Source organism: Aquabacterium sp. TM01, from assembly GCF_057808345.1.
Genome location: NZ_AP046529.1, coordinates 2,358,808 through 2,377,850 on the forward strand (window position 1 = coordinate 2,358,808; position 19,043 = coordinate 2,377,850).

General features: G+C 60.7%; 17 protein-coding genes and 3 pseudogenes. 14 read left to right on the forward strand and 6 right to left on the reverse strand.

The window, feature by feature from the left end; genetic code table 11:
• Positions 1 to 470: 470 nt before the first annotated feature.
• The 3 genes and pseudogenes from AC3WW4_RS10760 to istB form a co-directional block, all read left to right on the forward strand.
• Positions 471 to 548 (forward strand): annotated as a pseudogene (locus AC3WW4_RS10760) (DNA-binding response regulator); the annotation flags it as partial.
• A gap of 116 nt (positions 549 to 664) precedes the next feature.
• A complete protein-coding gene (gene istA, locus AC3WW4_RS10765; RefSeq protein ID WP_488828428.1) occupies positions 665 to 2,197 on the forward strand; it encodes an IS21-like element ISPa65 family transposase in 1,533 nt (510 codons plus the stop codon).
• The gene (gene istB / locus AC3WW4_RS10770) at positions 2,187 to 3,017 is read left to right on the forward strand and encodes an IS21-like element helper ATPase IstB (RefSeq protein ID WP_488827110.1); all 831 of its coding nucleotides are present in this window, start codon (positions 2,187 to 2,189) and stop codon (positions 3,015 to 3,017) included. The genes istA and istB overlap by 11 nt, the downstream gene beginning before the upstream one ends.
• Before the next feature lie 52 nt (positions 3,018 to 3,069).
• Here the strand turns inward: istB and AC3WW4_RS10775 are convergent.
• A pseudogene (locus AC3WW4_RS10775) lies at positions 3,070 to 3,557 on the reverse strand (transposase); the annotation flags it as partial.
• A gap of 304 nt (positions 3,558 to 3,861) precedes the next feature.
• On the opposite strand from AC3WW4_RS10775, the gene AC3WW4_RS10780 reads away from it, so the two are divergent.
• The 4 genes from AC3WW4_RS10780 to lspA all read left to right on the forward strand — a co-directional run bounded on the left by AC3WW4_RS10780 (position 3,862) and on the right by lspA (position 8,809).
• Positions 3,862 to 4,482 carry a cation efflux transmembrane domain-containing protein gene (locus tag AC3WW4_RS10780; RefSeq protein ID WP_230179388.1) on the forward strand — a complete coding sequence of 207 codons (621 nt, stop codon included), beginning with the start codon at positions 3,862 to 3,864 and terminating at the stop codon, positions 4,480 to 4,482.
• Between the two features lie 620 nt (positions 4,483 to 5,102).
• Positions 5,103 to 5,447, forward strand: coding sequence for a CzcE family metal-binding protein (locus tag AC3WW4_RS10785; protein WP_230179387.1), 345 nt, complete (start codon positions 5,103 to 5,105; stop codon positions 5,445 to 5,447).
• Positions 5,448 to 5,564: 117 nt separating this feature from the next.
• Positions 5,565 to 8,309 carry a heavy metal translocating P-type ATPase gene (locus AC3WW4_RS10790; protein WP_152987636.1) on the forward strand — a complete coding sequence of 915 codons (2,745 nt, stop codon included), beginning with the start codon at positions 5,565 to 5,567 and terminating at the stop codon, positions 8,307 to 8,309.
• A gap of 14 nt (positions 8,310 to 8,323) precedes the next feature.
• Positions 8,324 to 8,809, forward strand: coding sequence for a signal peptidase II (lspA, locus tag AC3WW4_RS10795; protein ID WP_058088281.1), 486 nt, complete (start codon positions 8,324 to 8,326; stop codon positions 8,807 to 8,809).
• A gap of 38 nt (positions 8,810 to 8,847) precedes the next feature.
• Here the strand turns inward: lspA and AC3WW4_RS10800 are convergent, their stop codons facing one another.
• On the reverse strand, positions 8,848 to 9,507 hold the full coding sequence (locus AC3WW4_RS10800) for a class I SAM-dependent methyltransferase (RefSeq protein ID WP_058088276.1): 660 nt from the start codon (positions 9,505 to 9,507) through the stop codon (positions 8,848 to 8,850).
• Between the two features lie 157 nt (positions 9,508 to 9,664).
• On the opposite strand from AC3WW4_RS10800, the pseudogene AC3WW4_RS10805 reads away from it, so the two are divergent.
• Positions 9,665 to 9,846, forward strand: a pseudogene (locus AC3WW4_RS10805) (IS5/IS1182 family transposase); the annotation flags it as partial.
• 289 nt (positions 9,847 to 10,135) lie between these two features.
• Here AC3WW4_RS10805 and AC3WW4_RS10810 read toward each other — a convergent pair.
• From AC3WW4_RS10810 to AC3WW4_RS10825, 4 genes are all read right to left on the reverse strand, one after another.
• Positions 10,136 to 11,374, reverse strand: coding sequence for a DUF1173 family protein (locus tag AC3WW4_RS10810; RefSeq protein WP_058088280.1), 1,239 nt, complete (start codon positions 11,372 to 11,374; stop codon positions 10,136 to 10,138).
• Positions 11,375 to 11,379: 5 nt separating this feature from the next.
• Positions 11,380 to 12,321 (reverse strand): site-specific integrase, encoded by a 942-nt coding sequence (locus AC3WW4_RS10815; protein WP_230179386.1) that lies wholly within the window; start codon positions 12,319 to 12,321, stop codon positions 11,380 to 11,382.
• A 332-nt stretch (positions 12,322 to 12,653) separates the two neighbouring features.
• Positions 12,654 to 12,908, reverse strand: coding sequence for a helix-turn-helix transcriptional regulator (locus AC3WW4_RS10820; protein ID WP_109036436.1), 255 nt, complete (start codon positions 12,906 to 12,908; stop codon positions 12,654 to 12,656).
• A gap of 375 nt (positions 12,909 to 13,283) precedes the next feature.
• A complete protein-coding gene (locus tag AC3WW4_RS10825; protein ID WP_230179385.1) occupies positions 13,284 to 14,039 on the reverse strand; it encodes a DUF1845 domain-containing protein in 756 nt (251 codons plus the stop codon).
• 492 nt (positions 14,040 to 14,531) lie between these two features.
• Here AC3WW4_RS10825 and AC3WW4_RS10830 point away from each other — a divergent pair, with 492 nt between their 5' ends.
• The 6 genes from AC3WW4_RS10830 to AC3WW4_RS10855 all read left to right on the forward strand — a co-directional run bounded on the left by AC3WW4_RS10830 (position 14,532) and on the right by AC3WW4_RS10855 (position 19,031).
• Entirely contained in the window at positions 14,532 to 15,074 is a 543-nt protein-coding gene (locus AC3WW4_RS10830; RefSeq protein ID WP_109038287.1) for a hypothetical protein, read from the forward strand.
• A gap of 78 nt (positions 15,075 to 15,152) precedes the next feature.
• Complete coding sequence (locus AC3WW4_RS10835) at positions 15,153 to 15,470, forward strand: hypothetical protein (protein WP_208110799.1); 318 nt, start codon at positions 15,153 to 15,155, stop codon at positions 15,468 to 15,470.
• 47 nt (positions 15,471 to 15,517) lie between these two features.
• Positions 15,518 to 16,528, forward strand: a complete 1,011-nt coding sequence (locus AC3WW4_RS10840) for a DUF7146 domain-containing protein (protein WP_109036431.1) — start codon at positions 15,518 to 15,520, stop codon at positions 16,526 to 16,528.
• A 235-nt stretch (positions 16,529 to 16,763) separates the two neighbouring features.
• Positions 16,764 to 17,825 carry a DUF932 domain-containing protein gene (locus tag AC3WW4_RS10845; RefSeq protein ID WP_109036429.1) on the forward strand — a complete coding sequence of 354 codons (1,062 nt, stop codon included), beginning with the start codon at positions 16,764 to 16,766 and terminating at the stop codon, positions 17,823 to 17,825.
• Positions 17,826 to 18,116: 291 nt separating this feature from the next.
• Positions 18,117 to 18,437 (forward strand): hypothetical protein, encoded by a 321-nt coding sequence (locus AC3WW4_RS10850; RefSeq protein ID WP_109036427.1) that lies wholly within the window; start codon positions 18,117 to 18,119, stop codon positions 18,435 to 18,437.
• Positions 18,438 to 18,449: 12 nt separating this feature from the next.
• Positions 18,450 to 19,031 carry a FlhC family transcriptional regulator gene (locus tag AC3WW4_RS10855; protein ID WP_109036425.1) on the forward strand — a complete coding sequence of 194 codons (582 nt, stop codon included), beginning with the start codon at positions 18,450 to 18,452 and terminating at the stop codon, positions 19,029 to 19,031.
• The last annotated feature ends 12 nt before the right edge of the window (positions 19,032 to 19,043 follow it).

Here is a 19,043-nt window from a genome sequence, read left to right on the forward strand (position 1 = left end):
CTCTCCCCGTGACCTGCGTGCGGATCATCGTTTCCAGACTCGGTGCTCGGTTTGATGTTGGGACCACCACGCGACTCTCGTGCGTAAGCTCGCCAACCACCAATTCGACCGACCAAGTCGTTGGACTCCTTCCAGGCCGCGAGAACCGGATCGGAAAAGCCCTGGTAGCTGCCAATAGGGGATCGGTAGGTCACCTTGAATTCAGGTGGCGCGATTGGTTCAGCACTGGCAGGCTGCTGGGCTTGGGTCAGCCCCCCCATGGCTAACAGCACCAGACCCAGTGCGGGGCGAACAACATAGGACGATTGGGCCAATAGCATGTCTTCCTCTTGGCAAGCTGTGATTTCAAGCTGCCATTGTGCTCAGGTCAGCCTGTCGAGAACCTGTTTCGCAGATGACAGTTTTGTCATCTGCGAAACGCACGTCAGAATGGCGGCAAACTCATGCGCTGGCAGGAACTGGAGATCACCGTGCGCATCTTGATCGTAGAAGACGAACCAAAGACCGGGGAGTACCTGCGCCAAGGGCTCAGCGAAGCAGGGTTTGTTTGTTGAATCACGAGCAAAACTGAGCCACTGAAGGGTCTCCGTCACGTCCAATTTTGAGCCACGTTATCCACCTACCCTGCTGCTTTTTGCAGCAGCGGGGGACAGGAGTGATCAACGTGAGCACATTGAGCAAATTGCGCCGCATGGTCCACCGTGACCACCTGAGCGTGCGCGAAGCCAGCCGAAGGCTCGGCATCTCTCGCAACACGGCCGCCAAGTGGTTGGAGGCCAATGAGATGGTCGAGCCCAGCTACCCCAAGCGGGCGACCGTCCCCAGCGTTCTGGATCCGTACAAGGAACAGCTGTCCACCTGGCTGAAGGCCGACAGCCACCGCAACAAGCGCGAGCGCCGTGGCATCAAGGCCATGTTCCGGGCATTGCGGGCCATGGGCTATCCGGGCAGCCGAGGCCCGGTCTATGAGTTCGCCAAGCGCTGGCAGCAGGCGCAGTCCGATGCGCCCACGCGCATGGCCTTCGTGCCCATGAGTTTCGAGATGGGCGAGGCCTTCCAGTTCGACTGGAGCTGCGAGTACCTGTTCGTGGGCGGCATGCGCAAACGCCTGGAGGCCGCGCACACCAAGCTGGCGGCCAGCCGCGCCTTCATGCTCACCGCCTACTTCAGCCAGGCCCACGAGATGCTGTTTGATGCCCACGCGCGGGCCTTTGCTGCCTTCGGTGGCGTGCCCCGCCGGGGCATCTACGACAACATGAAGACCGCTGTCGACAAGGTTGGCCAGGGCAAGAGCCGCACGGTCAACGCCCGCTTCGAGGCCATGACGGGCCACTACCTGTTCGAGCCTGAGTTCTGCAACCGCGCCGCCGGCTGGGAGAAGGGCATTGTCGAGAAGAACGTGCAGGATCGCCGTCGCGGCATCTGGCTGGAGGCGGCCGAACGCCGCTGGCCTGACCTGGAGAGCCTCAATGCGTGGCTGCACCAGGCCTGCCTGGACGCCTGGCATGAACTGCCGCACCCCGAGTGGCCCGAGCTGACCATTGCCGACGTCTGGCAGCAAGAGCAGACGCACCTGATGCCCAACCCTGCGCCATTCGATGGCTATGTCGAGCAGGTGGCACGGGTAACGGCCACCTCGCTGATCCACTATCAGCGCAACCGCTACAGCGTGCCTTGCGAGTGGGCGCACGCAACGGTGAGCCTGCGCGCCTATCCTGACCGCTTGGTGGTGGTCGGCCCCAGCACCGATGCGCCCGAGCCGCCAGTGAGCCTGCCACGCAGTTTTGAGCGTGGGCAGACCTTGTACGACTGGCGCCATTACATCAGCCTGCTCGAACGCAAGCCCGGGGCCTTGCGCAACGGCGCGCCCTTCAAGACCATGCCCGAGCCCCTGCAACATCTTCAGGCGCACCTGCTGCGCCACCCTGGCGGCGACCGCGTGATGGCCCAGGTGCTCATGGCGATTACCTTGCACGGGCTCGATGACGTGCTCGTTGCCGTCGAGTTGGCGCTGCAATCCGGCCGCGTGAGCGCCGACCATGTGCTCAACGTACTGGCCAGGCTCAAGGAACCCGAAGCTGTGCACAGCTTGCCCGAAGCCGCCTTGACTTCACTGACGTTGCAGGAGCCGCCTCAGGCCGATGTGTCGCGCTATGACCGCCTGCGCCAGATCCAGGAGGGTGACCATGTCCAATGACATCGCCGCTGGCCTCAAGGGCTTGAGCCTGCACGGCATGGCCAGTGCCTGGCCTGAACTGCTGGGTATCGCGCGGCTCAAGTCGCTCGACCATGAAGCCTTGCTGCATCAGCTCATCAAGGCCGAGGGAGCGCACCGGGAAGTGCGCTCCATGGCCTATCAGATGCGCGCTGCCCGATTTCCCCATCACCGCGACCTGGCTGGCTTTGCCTTCGAGCAGGCCCAGGTGGATGAGGCGCTGGTGCGCCAGCTCCACGAGCTCAAGTTCATCGACTCAGCCCACAACGTGGTGTTCGTGGGTGGACCGGGTACCGGCAAGACTCACCTGGCCACCAGCCTTGGCATTCACGCCATCCGTGCACATGGCAAGCGGGTGCGCTTCTTCTCCACAGTGGAGCTGGTCAACATGCTGGAGTCCGAGAAAGCACTGGGCAAGGCCGGGCAACTGGCGCATCGGCTCATGTACGTCGATCTCGTCATCCTCGACGAGATGGGCTATCTACCCTTCAGTCAGGCCGGTGGCGCCTTGCTGTTCCACCTGCTGTCCAAGCTGTACGAGCGCACCAGCGTGGTCGTCACCACCAACCTGTCGTTCTCGGAGTGGGCCAGCGTGTTTGGCGACGCCAAGATGACCACGGCGCTACTGGACCGGCTCACCCATCACTGCCACATCGTCGAGACCGGCAATCAGAGCTGGCGATTCAGGCACTCGACGGCACAACCGGCCGCCAGCAAGTCCAACCGCATCAAAACACCCAAAGGAGCAGACCAGACAGTAGACTTATCCACATCCGAGCAGTCCATTTCTTCGTCAACCTAGTGGCTCAGTTTTGGACGTGACGCCTGGCTCAGTTTTGCTCGTGATTCAACACTCTGACGTTACGCAGGTACAGGAAGCACAGCCCAAAGCCCCAGTTGCGGTTGTTGTCCGTCAAGCGCAGCAGCCAGTCGGCGATCTCATCGTTCTCGGCCTGGTGCTTGGCCTCGTACCGATAACAAGCCTGGCTGATCTGGAAGGCCTGACAGGCCAGCTTGATCGAAGCGCCAAACTCTTGAACCGATCGTTGAGCCATCTCGCGGCGGCGAGATGGCTTCACCACTTTTTTGCGAGGGCCTCCGACACGATCTCGGCCTTGAGCTTTTCTTCGACGTACATCTTGCGTAGCCGGCGGTTTTCTTCCTCCAGCTCCTTCATGCATGCCATCAGCGAGGCATCCATGCCGCCGAACTTCGAGCGCCACTTGTAGAACGTGGCCGTGCTGATGCCCAGCTCTCGGCACAACTCCGGCACGGCCAAGCCAGCCTCCACACGCTTGAGCGCATCAATGATCTGGCTGTCGGTGAATCGGGACTTCTTCATGGTAGAAATTTTCCTTCGAAAACTTCTACTTCTCACTGCGCTGGTTTTGCGGGGGGATTACCGTCCGACATGTGTCGCCGATCGCCCAGTTTCGTGCTGGCAATAGCTCGCCATCGCCGCCCAACTGAAATGGAGAGGCACCAATACCAGCAAGATGAGGGCAATCAATCGGCGCATAGAACGGAAGTATAGGGGAAAGGATGATGGTCGCGTACCCCTTGACTCTCTACTGGGTACATGGTTTCAAATGCCTCACCAAGATTTAAATTGGCCCATTGGTCCGCTGCCCTTGGAGGGAATACTGATGAGTAACGACGACGATCATGGCCTGGACGGCCGACAGGCTTCGGACAGGCGCATTCTCTGGCAGGTACTCATGATCAACCTTGCTCAATGTATCGCCGGATTCGCCGTGGGCGCGTGGGCGTCCTCGACGGCCGTGATGGGAGCAGCGCTTGATAACCTTGCCGACGCCTCTGTCTATGGCGTGAGCCTTTACGCTGTTGGCCGCTCAGCCGCCATCAAAGCAAGGGCAGCTCGCCTGTCTGGCTGGCTCCTGATCGGGCTCGCAGTGTTGATGCTCAGCGAAGTCCTGCGGCGCTTCTTCGGGGGCGAAGCGCCTCTTGGACCGGCCATGATGACCATGGCGGCGGTCAATGCCGGCATGAACCTGTTCTGCCTGAGGCTCCTCAAGCGACACAAGGGCAAGGACGTCAACTTCAAAGCATCCTCAATCTTCACAAGCAACGATTCGATCGTGAACCTGGCCATCGTCGCATCGGGTGCGCTGGTGATGTGGCTTGGTTCGAACTTGCCGGATCTGATTCTTGGAATGGTGGTGAGCGCCATCGCGTTCAAAGGTGGCCGAGAGATCCTTGCCGAAGCGCGCGAAAGCACTCAGGTTGACGAGGCAGACGCCTCTTAGACGTTGCGAGGTGGCGACGAATTGACTAATTTACTACTTGACCCTGGAGTTGGTGCAGCGTTTTAAATGGTGTGCTTGCTTCAAATGAACCTGTCCTCAATGGCCAATCCTCTTCAATCACTGCTGCTATGGCTTGCTCTCGCCATGACCATGGCGGGAAGCGGCGGCGCTGAGGCGCGAGAGCTAGGTGTTCATGAGTCGGCCAGGTCATTTTCGGGAGACTTTGATACCCAATTCTGCCCTCCTCCGTCACGTTGTTGCCCGCCATTCAGCACGCCTGACGGAGCCAAGGATGATTTCGCGGCGGTACCGCATGCATGCCAGGCTCCAGCAGAACCGTGCGTTTGTGAGGCCTGTTGCACAACCCTGGGACTTCCGGGGACCCACGCCGAGGCGCTAGAACCTGCGTTGCCGTCCATATGGGAGCCTGCACCGTTGATCGAACCCATCTCCCACCGGCCAGACGGCCCGAGGCGCCCGCCCAGGACGCCCCCCCGAGACCAGCACCGTGCCGCAGCACCAATGCCTGCCATGAGCAGCGGCATCTCAACCTCATTCTCTGGTCGATGGCTGATCGGCGGACTCGCTGATTGTCACCTCGACCAAACAAAGGAAAATCCATGAAGCTCATCATCCAACTCGCCATGACCGCTTCCTTCGCGCTCGGAAGCCAAGCGTTTGCTCAGTCCTCCGCAGCGACGCCCAAGGCCTCGATCTTTGGAACGCCTGCATCCACGGCCGAAGTAGAACGGACCATCGAAATCCTGCCTACCACTCGCTGGATCAACGTGACCCGTTTCGAGACCGTCAGGTTGGCCATCAGGGATGGCAACGAAACGAAGTACGTCATATGGCGGTTCGACACCCTTTCCTTCACGCCTTTCGATTTGAGCCAAGCGATCCCTTCCCTCGCCGCCAGATCGATCAAGGTCTTCGTCGGGGCCAGTCATTTGGACATGTCATGACGTAATGGAGGCCGCCCTGAAGAAGGGCGGCCTTTTTTGCTGCGCAACGCGCCCCTGCAGACACGCGCTCGGCTCCATGGCCACTTCAGGTTTACCCGTTCAGCAAAAGAGGCACCTATGAAAACTGACGATGCACCCACTTCCGCGCCTGCCACCTGCGGTTCGTGCGCCAGCGATCAACAGGGCCCGCCCACGGTTCTGATGCTCGATCTACCCGATTTGGACCGGCGTTCGGAAGCTCTTGTGCGGGCTCAGCTGGGTCAAATCACCGGCATCGAGGATCTCTCACTTGATTCGAGTGCGGGCAGGCTGTCCATACGGCATCGCCTCACCTCCACCACGCCTATCCTTGACGCCTTGCTTGCCATTGGAGTCAAAGGAACCGTTGCAACGGATGGCGAATCTGTCAGCCCGGTAGCTTGCGGCAAGCCCGCGCTGAGCAGCGGCGTCACCAGCTGCCGGGCACCGGTTGCTGCGACTTTTCCCCCATCTCCTCCGCCAACTGGAAACACCTCGCGCCTTCTCATCACCAACATGGATTGCCCAACCGAGGAGGGCCTCATCCGGAAGCGCTTGGAAAAGATCAAAGGTATCGAGCGGCTCAACTTCGACCTGATGAACCGCCGTTTGGATGTGCAGCACGCTTCCGTGGATCTCGCAGGGATCCTCGCGGCCTTGCATGAGATTGGCATGCAAGCAAGCGTAGAGCGGGAGGCAGGGCCGAGCCCTCGTGGCCAGGCGACCTATCTCATCGAAAAAATGGACTGTCCCACCGAGGAAGCCATGCTGCGCAAAGCGCTTGAGGGGATGGCCGGCGTCGAAGCCCTTCAATTTGACCTGTTAAGCCGCAAGCTGGTTGTGAGCCATGGTCTCCCGAGCGAGGCGCCCATCACCGCGGCGATCGAGCGTCTGGGGCTGTCGCCTGTGCTCCAGGACCACAATGATCCCGCTCCTGCCGTCACGAAGGAATTCGGCACAGGAATCACGAAAACCGAATGGCTGCGAATGGCCGCAGCAGGCGTCTTGGCGATGGGTGCAGAGGTCTTGGCCTTCTCAGGCATGGACGAGTCATCCATGCCCGTTATTGCAGCCTCCTTGGCCGCCATCGGTCTAGGCGGCACGGCCACCCTGCGCAAAGGCTGGATTGCTCTGCGCACCCTATCGCTCAACATGAATCTCTTGATGACCATCGCGGTCATCGGCGCAGCGTTGATTGGACAGTGGCCAGAGGCAGCAGTGGTCATCTGGCTGTTCGGCGTGGCCGAAATGATCGAGGCCTTAAGCTTGGATCGAGCTCGCAACGCCATTCGCAAACTGATGGACCTGGCTCCGGAAACGGCCCTCTTGCGGCAAAGCGATGGGCGCTGGGCCGAAGTCAAGGCCGACACGGTCGCCATCGGCGGCATCGTGCGTGTGCGCCCCGGCGAGCGGATCGCGCTGGATGGGGTGGTTGTCTCCGGCAAGTCGGCGGTCAATCAGGCACCGATCACCGGCGAGAGCATGCCTGTGGAGAAGAACCCAGGCGATACGGTCTACGCGGGCACCATCAACGAGCGCGGAACGCTTGAGTTCGAGGTTCGAGCCCGCAAGGGTGACACGACATTGGACCGCATCGCCCGCTCCGTGCAAGAGGCCCAGGGCCAACGTGCGCCCACACAGCGGTTTGTCGATCGTTTTGCCAGCGTGTATACGCCAGCAGTCTTTGTGCTTGCCCTTGGAATCGCCCTCATTCCTCCACTTGTGGCCGGCGGCGACTGGTACGACTGGACGTACAAGGCTTTGGTCTTGCTCGTGATCGCCTGCCCGTGCGCACTGGTCATTTCCACCCCAGTGACAGTGGTCAGCGGTCTGGCAGCAGCAGCGAAGCGAGGCATTCTCGTCAAGGGCGGACTGTATCTGGAGCAAGGCCGGTTGCTCAAGTCCGTCGCACTGGACAAGACCGGAACGCTCACCCATGGAAAACCGGTGCTCACGGACACGGTCGAGCTCGGTCCGCTCTCGCGCCAAGAGGTCCTCCGGATCGCTGCCAGCCTCGATGCCTTGTCCGAGCATCCTGTGGCCACCGCCATCGTCAGGGCCTATGGAGACCAGCCGCACGCCGACGTCCAGGCCTTCGAGGCGCTCGCTGGCCGCGGTGTGAAGGGCGCGATAGACGGCGAGACCTACTACATCGGCAATCAGCGGCTGGCCAATGAATTGGGGGTGACGAACGAACGCGTGTTACAACTCCTTGAGCAGATGGAAGCCCAGGCCAAGACCGCTGTCGTGCTCTCCACCGCCACACAGGCCCTCGGCGTGCTGGCCGTGGCCGACACTGTCCGCGAGAGCAGCAAAGTGGCCGTCGCGCAGCTCAGGCAATTGGGGGTCGAGCCGGTCATGCTCACTGGGGATAACAAGAAGACAGCGCAGGCGGTCGCGGCTCAGGTGGGCATCAGCGATGCTCGCGGTGAAATGCTGCCTCATGACAAACTCTTGGCCATCGAGGCAATGGCCGCCCAAGGACCAGTCGGCATGGTCGGGGACGGGGTGAACGATGCGCCAGCCCTTGCAAAGGCAAGCATCGGCTTCGCCATGGGCGCAGCAGGCACTGACACAGCCATTGAGACCGCAGACGTGGCGCTCATGCAAGACGATCTGCGCAAGTTGCCAGAGTTCATCGCTCTCTCACATCGGGTGGGCAATGTGCTGAGAGCCAACATCGCCTTTGCCATCGGCACCAAGGCGGTGTTCATGGTCTTGACCTTCACGGGACACGCCAGCTTGTGGCTGGCAATCCTGGCTGACATGGGTGCGAGCCTGGTCGTGGTGTTCAACGGGTTGCGCCTGCTCAGGGCGCCCGGCGAGAGGGACAAGGTCCAGTGAGGATGCGCCAAACAATGGATCCGAGCGTTGCGCGTGCCTTCCTTGCAGCCGCAGCCGTCTTCCTGATCGACATCGCAAGCAAAGCTGCGGTGGTCGCTGCACTCCCGTATGGCTCCAGCGAGCCATGGCTCCCGGTGCTCAACATCGTCCACTGGCGCAACGAAGGTGCCGCTTTCAGCTTCTTGCACGACGCAGGTGGATGGCAGCGCCTCTTCTTCAGCGCCGTGGCTGTGGCCGCCTCGGTTGTTTTTGCCGTACTGATTCGGCGGCCTCAAACCGGTCGGCCTCAGCGGCTGGCCTTCGGGCTCCTCCTAGGCGGTGCTTTAGGGAACCTGCTCGATCGGCTCGCTCGCGGGGCGGTGGTGGACTGGATTGATGTCAGGTGGCAGTCGTTCTACTGGCCGGCCTTCAACGTGGCCGACATCGGCATCACCCTCGGTGCTGTCTTGATGCTCGTCTGCGAGTTGCGGGGAGGGAAAACGGAAACTAAGCCGAGTTAACAGGGAAGTATGCCGACGGCCAGTGCAGTCCTGGCGCGCTATTGCGCCGTGGCAATGACATTGATCCATACCGGCTGGTGCACAGCCTCAGCCGAATTCCGCGTCGTCCACAGTTCATTCACTGCCAACCCGGCAGCGTCAAGTGACGTGCGTATATCGTCTTCTGAGTAGTAGACGTACAACCGGCCGTCCGGGCGAATCGCCTCGCCCTGCCCCTCCTGGACTGCCATGAAGAGTGTGCCGCCTCTTTTGAGGGCCCGGTTCAGGCTACGAAGTGCGGGGCGAAATGCGTCCCGAGGCAAGTGGAGCAATGAGGCACATGCCCATACCCCATCGAACCGTTCTTCATAGCTGATGCGTTCTATGCGAACGACTTCACATGGGGCGCCCGAATACTCCGCCGCCATTTGTACGAGGGCTGTCGAGGCATCGATGCCCAACGCGCAATGACCCCGCGAATGAAAGTACTTGAGGTCCCGACCGGAGCCGCAGCCGGCATCAAGGATGGCGGCATTGGCCGGCAGATGTGACAGGAACCGATCGAGGACGAACTGCGTCTGGGCACCGGAGGTCCCTGAGAAATATTCGACCGCATGGTCTTCGTAGAATCGATCGGTCGATGACACGGCAGCATCTTGGCTAACGGATGATCGAACGTCCTCACCATTTGGGCCTTTCAGATTGTCTTCAGACATCATGCATCTATCACTCCTTCCGGCTTAGGGCAATGCTGAAAAAGGTCCGATCTGGCGCATGACTTGCATGCCTAGCAAGCACTCGTTGGAGGATCCCAAAGATGAAGCAGCAGACACTTGCGGTAGCGGCAGATCAGAACGCGGAGTATCAGCAGTATCGCTGCCCGATGCGACGACCTTGCCGAAGTTTCTCCGTTTGTTGGAGAACAACGAGTTGGGCAGGGCAAGGTGGGCGAGGTGCTCCAGGTACGAGGGCTGAAAGTTGGGGCACAGGCGATCGTTGACGCAACGATCGTCGGGGCGCCGAGTTCGACGAAGAACAAGGACAAGCAGCGGGATCCCTCACACATCGAACACGTGGCCCAACGGATTCGAGAGCTGACCGCCTTGAAAAAACAACTGGTGGCCCTGCGGGGGCAATGTGCTCAGGCAAAAGACGTGGCGCATTGCGGCATCTTGAGTGGGCTTGGCCAGGGGGAGGCTCTTGAGCAGCCGACAGCTCGACAACATGTCTCAGCAAGCCACGGCAAACGCCGGTGATCGACACCTGCCAATCATCTGACCAATGTTTATCTCAGCCTTGGAAGGACTCAAGACGGTGGTCATCGGAGCCCATATGCCCGAGGTTCGCTCAATGACTCTTGGACGTCATTGCCTCTGGCAACGCAGGCATCTCTTCGGCACTCCACCAGAGCCAGGATGAAACACCGGACGTTCGCACCACGCGATCTTTTTCCGCCCGATCCTTCGGGGGCATGAATGCGCTGATGACATGCAAAGGCACCGGCAGACAACCGGCATCCAGCAACAAAGCATTGGGAAATGCAACGGCGCTCCTGGCGTCGTAACGCAGTGGTTTGACAAAGCGTCGGCCCTGAGAGACAAGCGCATGCACCAGCGGCAACTCGTGCACGCCCTCCACAGGGATCCAGTGCTCGCTAGTCAACATCAAACTGGCCGCATCAATTTCATAGGTGTGCTCACGGCGAGCGCGTATCAGTGCCACCAGCACCAAACGGACCTTGTATCCGCTGTCAGCGTCACGGGCTTCAAACAATGGCGCGAAGACCCGCTCAATGCGCTCCCAGGTCTTGGTGCCCACCAGCAGGGGGGCATCGGGCATGTGCTTGATCCAAACACGCCGACCCAGGGCCGTTACCTCGCTGACCTTGAACTCTCCGATGACCACCGCCAGAGGGCTTTGCCCTTCATGCGGATGCAAGACCGCCAGCTTGTTGCGACGGCGCTGAGCTACCTCGAATTTGCTGGCTTCGCTGAAGGGCTCGGGCACGTACAAACGCTCGCTCAACCCAGCACCCTTGACCATCACGTCCTCGGCCGCATTCATCAGGTATTTGTGCAGGACACCTTGATTGCGCTTGCCCTCCATAGCCGGGCTCCATCGGTTGAAGCCTGCTCGCTCGAACAGGAAGTGCATCAGGGCATGCAGGCTCATTCGTCGCCTGGGCGCTTCCACCTCGTTCACGTCATGCGTTTCACCTCGAACCAAGCTACGCCCCACCGTGCGCACCCATGGGAAGTCCACACGCAGTTGAATCTGGCCAGGAACCATCTCCAGAACAGCCTCGCCCACCAACTCGCCCAGGCCTGACTGTTGCCACTCTGGCTCAAAGGATGGGCACGATGGGTGATGCCGACACCCGGTTTCCGGCATGCGCTTGACAACGAACTGACGGTGCCGCGCCACGTACATCTCCACACCACCAGGAACACACAGACATCGGGGACGTTCGGGGGTCTCGTACACGTGAGCCAGCAGATCCTGCATGTCTGGCGCACTTGCATCCACCACCCGCCCTTTGATGGAAAAGCGCTGACTGTCGCCTTCAGCGCCTTGACGGGTGGGCATGGTGTTCACACCAGTTCATCGAGCAGTTGCTCGATGGTCGGCTTGTGGCGAGCCAGCAGTTCGCGCACCGCACTGCGTTCGCTGATGCCCAGGATCAGGCCGACATCGTCCTCATCAGCGCCACGCTCATAGAGGCGTGCCACGACGGTGCGCCGCACAGACAGCGCCGTCACGCCTTTCATCTCGGCATAGCGAAACAGCTTGCGATAGGTCTCCAGGATCGGTCGACACAAGAACCGTCGCTGACCAGGCGCACCATAGGGTGTGATCTTGAACCCCTCTCCTGCTGTAGACAGGAACAAGCGGCTATCTGGATCAAGCCCTCTGTAAGCACCATCCCGTCCCAAGCCCAGCCCGAGCCTCAGGCGCTCTTCCAAGTAGTTTGAAAGCGATTCGTCCAGCCTCGTGCTGGCGAAGTGCAATGGGCGGGCCTTTCCAGTGATGGCCACCTCGGCACGCATCTGGGAGTGGCGCCGAACGCTGCCATCGGAGTTCAGGTAGTCCCGCACTTCGAGGCGGGCGATCTCCAGGGGTCGTGCGCCCGTGGCGAACAGGAGATAGAACAGCGACAGGTCATGCCAGGCCCGATTGCTGCGCCCCTTGATGCGCTTGCCTGCCTGGATGATCTCATCCATGGAGACGATGCGGCTTGAACGATGCTCGACCGTCTTTCTCGGATCGAAATCCACCAAGGCCGTCAGGATGGCATCGCGGTGCAGGCGCAAGCGTCTGACGAATGCGGCGCCATCTTCATTCAAACCATCGATGTCGGCCACTTGGCTCAACTGCACCGCAATGGCTTTGATGCGCCGCTCAACCGCCGTGCGTGACACGCCAAAACGCGCGGCCACGGTCTCATAGGTGTCGCCATCGATGACCTCCTTGAGCATCCGGATCGATTGGGCAACGGTACTCCCGTCTGGTTCCAGTTCTGGTACGCATGACATGACCCTCTCCCTGCTTTGTTTACTTGTCCTCACGCTGCCAAAGTGCCTTCATGCTCAACCCTGGTCGCACTTTTCACCAGTCGAAATCGCCGGTGAAGGCGGGGGGTTTCGGCATCAGGCAGATCTGCTTTGGCGTGGACAAAAGCCACGTGACAACACCCAGAAGCAAGCAAGTTCCGTGGCACCACCCCGCATGGGTAGCAGCACACTTCCCATGCATTGGCGTGTGCCAAGGCCCCAGCGCGCTCGATATCGGGGCAAGGCATGCCAAGCAAGGTGCATTGCAAGAGGGCGGGCTCTGCAAGCGTGAACATCGGCTTCAGCAAAGGGCGTCAGGCACGGCTACTTTGTTCAGCGATCCATTGCCTGATGTCCTCCACCCTCCAGACGGTCACGCGCACCGACAGCTTGACGGGCTCAGGAAAGGTGCGCGTCTGCACGCGCCGCCACAGTGTGGACTTGGAGATGGGAACAAATTGCAGAACCTGTGCCTGTCGGAGAAAGCCAACTTGCGGCAATGATGGCGCCGCAACAGCATGGACAGGCGCCGCGGGCACGACAACGGCACCCCGGTTGGGTTTAGGCATGATCTGGCCTCTTCACGGCGAATGCCGATGGAAGACATGACCTGCTCTGTAGCGGCGGCGCTAGGTCAGGGTTTGCGCATGCCGATAGGGACGCACGACTCCGGCATCACATCGGCGGCGTCCCGGTCGCACGGTGTGGTTGTGAGCAACTCCAAGTACATCGTGCCTCGTCAACGGGCTGGCTCAGCGCAACGTGGACAGGCACAGGCAGGCAGGTATCGACTGCGACGGTGGCGCAACATGCGTCCCGATGTCACCTTAGCGGACGACATGGGACGCCTCAAGGCAAGAACGGCTTGTGCTCCTCGAAATCGTCCGTGAAGTTGGCCCCTTGCGCGTGGCGCTTGCCAGCATCAACCAGGTCGCGTTGAGTAGCTACTTGACGACAACAGCAGCAACCACAGGCTCCATGGTGTCCGTGGCTGACGAAACACTTGCATCATCGCCGGTCGCTTCCAGCTCCTGAGCAAGCACACCAGATGCTTGAACATTTGCTGCTGGGGCTGGCACAGACTCGGGACCGCCCTCACCCCGTTCACCCATGGCATTCATGCGGCGCCTCAGGCCAGTGGCCAGATTGCGAGCCCCGTTGGCCACGTCGCGTACCTGACGCTTGAGGCTGGCGCGCTGGATGTCCACCGCCTGCGCAGTGATCACTTCATGGATCTCCAGCGTCTGGAGCAGTGGCATCAACTGGTCCAGCTTACCCAGGACCTCCAGGAAGCGACGCCCAAACGACGACAGCACACTGACGTCCACCGCCAGGGCCACGGTGTCATACGTCGCCACACTGGTGATGCCATGGGCCTTGAACAAGGCCTCTGCGCCATCGATGGCGCTGTTCAGGCTCTCGTTGACCGCGTCAAGCTTCGCCCGAACGCTGGCCTCCACCTTGACGATGTCATCGTGATCCAGCCGCGTGCGTGCGATCACCGAGATGAAGTGCATGTTGAGCTGCAGCGTGTTGAACAAGCGAACAAAGAAGCGCTTGCCCTCTGCGCTGGTGAAGCGCGTGGGCATCTTCACACTGGCCGCTTCGATGCGCCTGAAATCTGCTTTGCTTTCTTTGGCCAGGATCCGGTCGTTGACCCCGCCCTGGTCCATCTTGACGATCTGGTGAATATCAGACATGTCGCGCTCCCGTGACTGGCGTGCTCGCCACCATCTTGCGAACCGCGTTCATGCATCACCACCGGGAATCATCGGCAATTAAAGGCCCTTTCGGCATCAGCCCCCGTTTTGGCATGGAACCATCTTGACCATCCTCATGGCAAGGCACTACCTTGCTGACATGCGGCAGCTGGCCCTGCATTCAAACAAGGCAAGCCCTGGAGTTCACATCAAACCCTTGACGGTCACCACCGTTCCGATGCCATCGAAGCGACTTTCGTGGTGAGTGCACGACCGCACTGACGCGGCATGCGCGCCCTCACCCAGAAAGCCTTCTTCGATCGGTAGCTGGCACACCGATCCGAACGGGCTCACCACCCGATCAAGCCAGCCCTGGAGTCTTTTCATCGCCATCGGCAGTGCGTCATAACACCTTGCCGACTGTTCATCACCCTGTGGGGCATTGCCCCACCCGTGGTGCGCCGTGCCTCCCAATTTCACATGGAGGCCACGATGCTGCACACGAGCACATCCCTGGTTCACCCCCCAGCTGCCTTGAATGGCTTCATGGGGGCGACGCAGTCCGTTTTTCCGGATCAACCGCCAGACCCACAGTCGCTGGACGATCCGACCGAACGCATCGACTGGAGCGAGGAGGACATCGTCTTCTTGCACTGGCGCTTGCTGCAGGAGATCAACCAGTTGTCTGACCCGACCACGCCGTTGGAAGACAAGTTCGACACCCTGCGCTGGGTGTTCACCGAGCGAGAAAAGGACCAACAGCCCTTCTCATTCGTGAACTGCCTGCGTGTTGTGGGCTGCAGCCCGCTGTCGCCCATCGCGTACTGTGGCCTTGTGGATGCGCAAGACATCCGCGACCACATCCGCAACAAGCTCAAAGCCTGGCTGTCTGAATCGCTTGAGCGCTATCCCCAGTGGGTTCGAGATGCCATCGCCAGCAACCCCCATTGGGTTGAAGCGCGCCTGGCCAGGAATCCCCAATGGATCAATGAACAGCTCAAGCAGATGTCCGAGCAGGGCGATCTGTTCACCTGATCCCAACCGCCTCAAAACAGGGCCGAGGCCAGATCTGTCCGATCAGCCCTGGCCCTCAACTCACACATGGAGTGCCATATGCACAAACAAGCCCATGCCCACGGCCACCGCATTCCGATGCTGATGGTCGATGAGCCCCAGGACATCGAGTTCCTGGTCAAGGAAAGTGAAGTCCTGACGGGCCAGGCTGGCCGCATCTTTGTCATCGCCGGTGCCGACTGGCTGACCTACCGCGTGCTGTGGAGCCAGGCAGGTTTCAAGGTCGAACGCCTGGACGACAAAGGCCAGGTCTTGCACACGCAGCACCAACTGCCCTGGGAGTTCGTCGAGCACAGCGTGATCGAAGCACTGCAGGCGGGCCAGTTGTTCACCCCATCGGTTCGCCATCGCGGCTGACCGCTGCTCTATCCCCTGGAGGACATGTCATCAACACGGAGTTCATCATGAACAACCCCGAGTACGAAGCTCGCATTGAAGACGTCAAACGCCGGGCCCACGGTCGCTGGACCGAAATCCTGGGCAGCCTGGGCGTTGGCGAACAGATCCTCAAGAAACGGAACCTGCCTTGCCCGCTTTGTGGCGGCACCGACCGGTTTCAGTACACCGACAAATTCGGTGAAGGCAACTACCACTGTCGCGCCTGTGGCGCGGGAGGTGGCTTCAAGCTGCTGCAGGCCGTCACAGGCCTGGATTTCAACACCGCGCTCAAGGAAGTCGAGCGCGTGGTGGGCACCTCGCGCCCTGCCCCGCATGTGGCGTCACCGGAGCCGTCTGCCGAGCGCATGAAGGCTCTGGCCAAGCGACTCTGGGAGGAAGCCACGCCCGTGACACCCGGTGATGAGGTGGACCGCTACCTGTCCGGTCGGCGGCTCGCCTTGGCCCACTACCCCAAGGTGCTGCGCCTGCATCCAGCGCTGGGCTATTACGAGAAGGATCCGACCTCGGGCAAGTCGCGCAAAGTGGCCGAATACGCCGCCATGCTGGCTTGCATCCAGGGTGCCGATGGTCACGCAGTCACGCTGCACCGCACGTATCTGAAGGATGGCCGCAAGGCCAATGTGAGCGAGGCCAAAAAGGTTCTCTCCTCGGGTATCAATGGTGCTTCCGTGCGCTTGTTCGAACCCGAGCACGAACTGGCCATTGCCGAGGGCATCGAGACCGCCATGGCGGTGCACCTGGCCACCGGCAAACCCGTGTGGGCAGGACTCAACGCCGGGAACCTGGAAAAGCTGTGGCTGCCCGACTCGGTGCAGAGCATCTGCATCTATGCCGATAACGATGCCCAAGCGGACTTTGACGGCCAGATGTTTGCCTTTGCCCTGGCTCGGCGGCTGAAGAAGCAGGAGCACCAGAGCGGCCCCCGGCAAGTGCGGGTGCTCTTGCCCAAGACCCCGGGCACCGACTGGGCCGATGTGTGGCTGGCCAAGGCGGAGCACGCCTCCCGAACCACGTAAGTCATGTATCCCCACTGGTAGCTGTCAAACCAGGCCAAGCCACATGGCAAGGCAAAGACAGCCCTGGCGTTTTGCATGAGTGATTTGTGAATCGGGCGCGATCCCTGGCCAGTGGTCAGTGCGCGCCCTGCGTGGATGGGTCAGAGCCCATCCGTCATCAACCCTGGCGGGGATGTGCATCCCCGCATGTGGGCCATGCCGTCTCCGCCATTTCTTTCCCGAACAGGAGCTTGATATGAGAAGCGGACGTTCCCTGGTGAGCCTGGCCCATGAACTTGAGCGCCAACTGCAATCCAAGAAGGACCTGGTGGTCCCCTCGTCGCTGCTGCGGCACGATACCGACGACACAGGCGAGACCCGTCTCGTCATTGGCGAAGGCGGGGCCTCGACGCCCTATGGCGTCATGCCTCTGGCGCGCCGCCAGTTGGCTGACAAGTTGAAAATTCCCTACGCCTACTTTGAGCGCATGCGCTCCGAACAGCCGGTCTTGCTGGACCGCAACGTGAACACCTGGCTGCAAAGCGACGATGACCGTCGCATGATCCGCACGCTCGATGGCAACGTCCGAGCCGTGCTGTCAGACCGCTACCGTCGCCTGGACAACTACGATCTGGCCGAGAGCGTGCTGCCCATCCTGCAGCAGTTGCCTGATGTGCGCTTCGAATCGGTGGAACTCACCGACACGCGGATGTACATCAAGTGCATCACGCCACAGTTAAAAGTCGAGATGGCGCCTGGCGACGTCGTACAGGCTGGCGTGGTCATCTCCAACTCGGAGGTGGGACAAGGCACGCTGTCGGTTCAGCCCTTGCTGTACCGACTGGTGTGCCGCAATGGCCTGATTGCTTCAGACCGCTCCTTGCGCAAAACCCACGTCGGGCGAGCGCTCGGGTCCGATGAAAGCATCATGGTCTTCAAGGACGACACCTTGCAGGCCGACGACAAAGCCTTCTTCCTGAAGGTTCGCGACGTGGTGCAAGCGGCCGTGTCTGAGGCAACGTTCATGCAGGCTGCGCAGAAGATGCAAAAGACCTTGCAGATCCACCTGGTCGGCAACCCCGTCAAGACGGTGGAAGTGCTGGCTCAGCGCTATACCTTGAACGATGTCGAGCGCGCCGGGGTGCTGCGCCACCTGATCGCCGAAGGTGATCTATCGGGGTATGGCCTGGTGAATGCCGTCACGCACTTCTCCCAGGAAGTTGAGGACTACGACCGTGCCACCGAGTTTGAAGCCCTGGGCGGGAAATTGATCGAACTGTCAGTCAAGGAATGGAAGGAGTTGGCACAAGCCATCTGATCTCGGATCACAGTGATTCACCACCAGGGCCTTGGCTCTGGTGGTTTTTTAATTCCACGCTCAAGTTCCAGGCATGACGCTCATTGAGGGTGACAAATGCGGCAGGCAATGCGGGCTGTTGTCGATGGCAAACACGCCATCCCCCCGCACTCGGGCATTGATTCCATGGCGTGGTCATGAATATGCTGAGCCGACCCGTCACTCCACACACACAACACCAAAGCAGTCATACCTCGCCGCAATACCTGGCCCATCTCGACTCGCATCTGGGCACACCAACAGGAGAAGACCATGAGCAGCATCCAGTTCACCGATGTGCAGTTGACCAATTTGTACCTGTTGCAGGCCATCAGGCTGGGCATTGCGCAAGATCGGGTATCGACATGCTGTAAGTTCGGGTTGGATGCCGCCCAAGCAGATTTCCTTGGTGCAATGAGCCAGGAACAGTTGTGGGCATTCGTCGATCAGATCGGCCAAAGCACCCTCTTCCCTCCACGCCAGGATTTGCTTGCCTTGCTCAAGGCCCCCGCGCCGCTTCAGGCATCGCTGGCTGCTGTTCATGCGCCAAGGCCACGGCAACTCGCGCCCATGGTGCCCGCAAGCACGTCGTGACCGGAGGGGACCATGATGTCAACGCGTGCTGACCGCCAGTTGTGCGCCATACGCCTGGCGCAAGACTGCGCTCAACTGGGTGCCCGGGTGCGCACCATCCATCACCTCACAGGGCTCAACCCTCGGGACGTACAGAGGCTGTTCTTCAACGACCCACAAGCGATCCCACGCGGTCGCCCGCCTAATTCCCTGGAGTGGTATCACGGCGCCAACCTCATCGCGAGGGCAGAATCCTCGATCTTCATGTCGATGTACCGCCGCCTGCGCAACACTGGCTTCGGCGCCGCAGAGACGCTGGTCAGCGCCTACCGCGGATACCAAGCCGTCTGCCAATGCCCGCACCGCATCAGCTTTGACCGAGCGTTTGATCTGGCATCGCACACCGATGGCATCTGGTTGACCAGCACCCCGGTGTTCGAGGTCCTCGCTTGCCCGACCTGCGGCAGCGATGTGCTGATGGCCATCGGCACCGTGGTCCACTTGGGCGACAACTGTCCGTTCTGCAAACTGGTACAGCGCTACAGTTGTGACCCTCGGCTCCAGGCCTCGTTTCCCAAGAACGGGATGGCGACCGCACCTGCGACTACCCCCTGAACCGATGGCCTT

Bases quoted from the DNA above. Each gene is read 5' to 3' on its own strand.
- AC3WW4_RS10800 (WP_058088276.1), bottom strand. From the start codon at position 9,507: ATGATGTCTGAAGACAATCTGAAAGGCCCAAATGGTGAGGACGTTCGA.
- AC3WW4_RS10840 (WP_109036431.1), top strand. From the start codon at position 15,518: ATGAACAACCCCGAGTACGAAGCTCGCATTGAAGACGTCAAACGCCGG.
- AC3WW4_RS10825 (WP_230179385.1), bottom strand. From the start codon at position 14,039: ATGTCTGATATTCACCAGATCGTCAAGATGGACCAGGGCGGGGTCAAC.
- AC3WW4_RS10855 (WP_109036425.1), top strand. From the start codon at position 18,450: ATGATGTCAACGCGTGCTGACCGCCAGTTGTGCGCCATACGCCTGGCG.
- AC3WW4_RS10810 (WP_058088280.1), bottom strand. From the start codon at position 11,374: ATGCCCACCCGTCAAGGCGCTGAAGGCGACAGTCAGCGCTTTTCCATC.
- AC3WW4_RS10850 (WP_109036427.1), top strand. From the start codon at position 18,117: ATGAGCAGCATCCAGTTCACCGATGTGCAGTTGACCAATTTGTACCTG.
- AC3WW4_RS10815 (WP_230179386.1), bottom strand. From the start codon at position 12,321: ATGTCATGCGTACCAGAACTGGAACCAGACGGGAGTACCGTTGCCCAA.
- AC3WW4_RS10785 (WP_230179387.1), top strand. From the start codon at position 5,103: ATGAAGCTCATCATCCAACTCGCCATGACCGCTTCCTTCGCGCTCGGA.
- AC3WW4_RS10780 (WP_230179388.1), top strand. From the start codon at position 3,862: ATGAGTAACGACGACGATCATGGCCTGGACGGCCGACAGGCTTCGGAC.
- AC3WW4_RS10790 (WP_152987636.1), top strand. From the start codon at position 5,565: ATGAAAACTGACGATGCACCCACTTCCGCGCCTGCCACCTGCGGTTCG.
- AC3WW4_RS10835 (WP_208110799.1), top strand. From the start codon at position 15,153: ATGCACAAACAAGCCCATGCCCACGGCCACCGCATTCCGATGCTGATG.
- AC3WW4_RS10845 (WP_109036429.1), top strand. From the start codon at position 16,764: ATGAGAAGCGGACGTTCCCTGGTGAGCCTGGCCCATGAACTTGAGCGC.
- lspA (WP_058088281.1), top strand. From the start codon at position 8,324: ATGGATCCGAGCGTTGCGCGTGCCTTCCTTGCAGCCGCAGCCGTCTTC.
- istB (WP_488827110.1), top strand. From the start codon at position 2,187: ATGTCCAATGACATCGCCGCTGGCCTCAAGGGCTTGAGCCTGCACGGC.
- AC3WW4_RS10830 (WP_109038287.1), top strand. From the start codon at position 14,532: ATGCTGCACACGAGCACATCCCTGGTTCACCCCCCAGCTGCCTTGAAT.
- AC3WW4_RS10820 (WP_109036436.1), bottom strand. From the start codon at position 12,908: ATGCCTAAACCCAACCGGGGTGCCGTTGTCGTGCCCGCGGCGCCTGTC.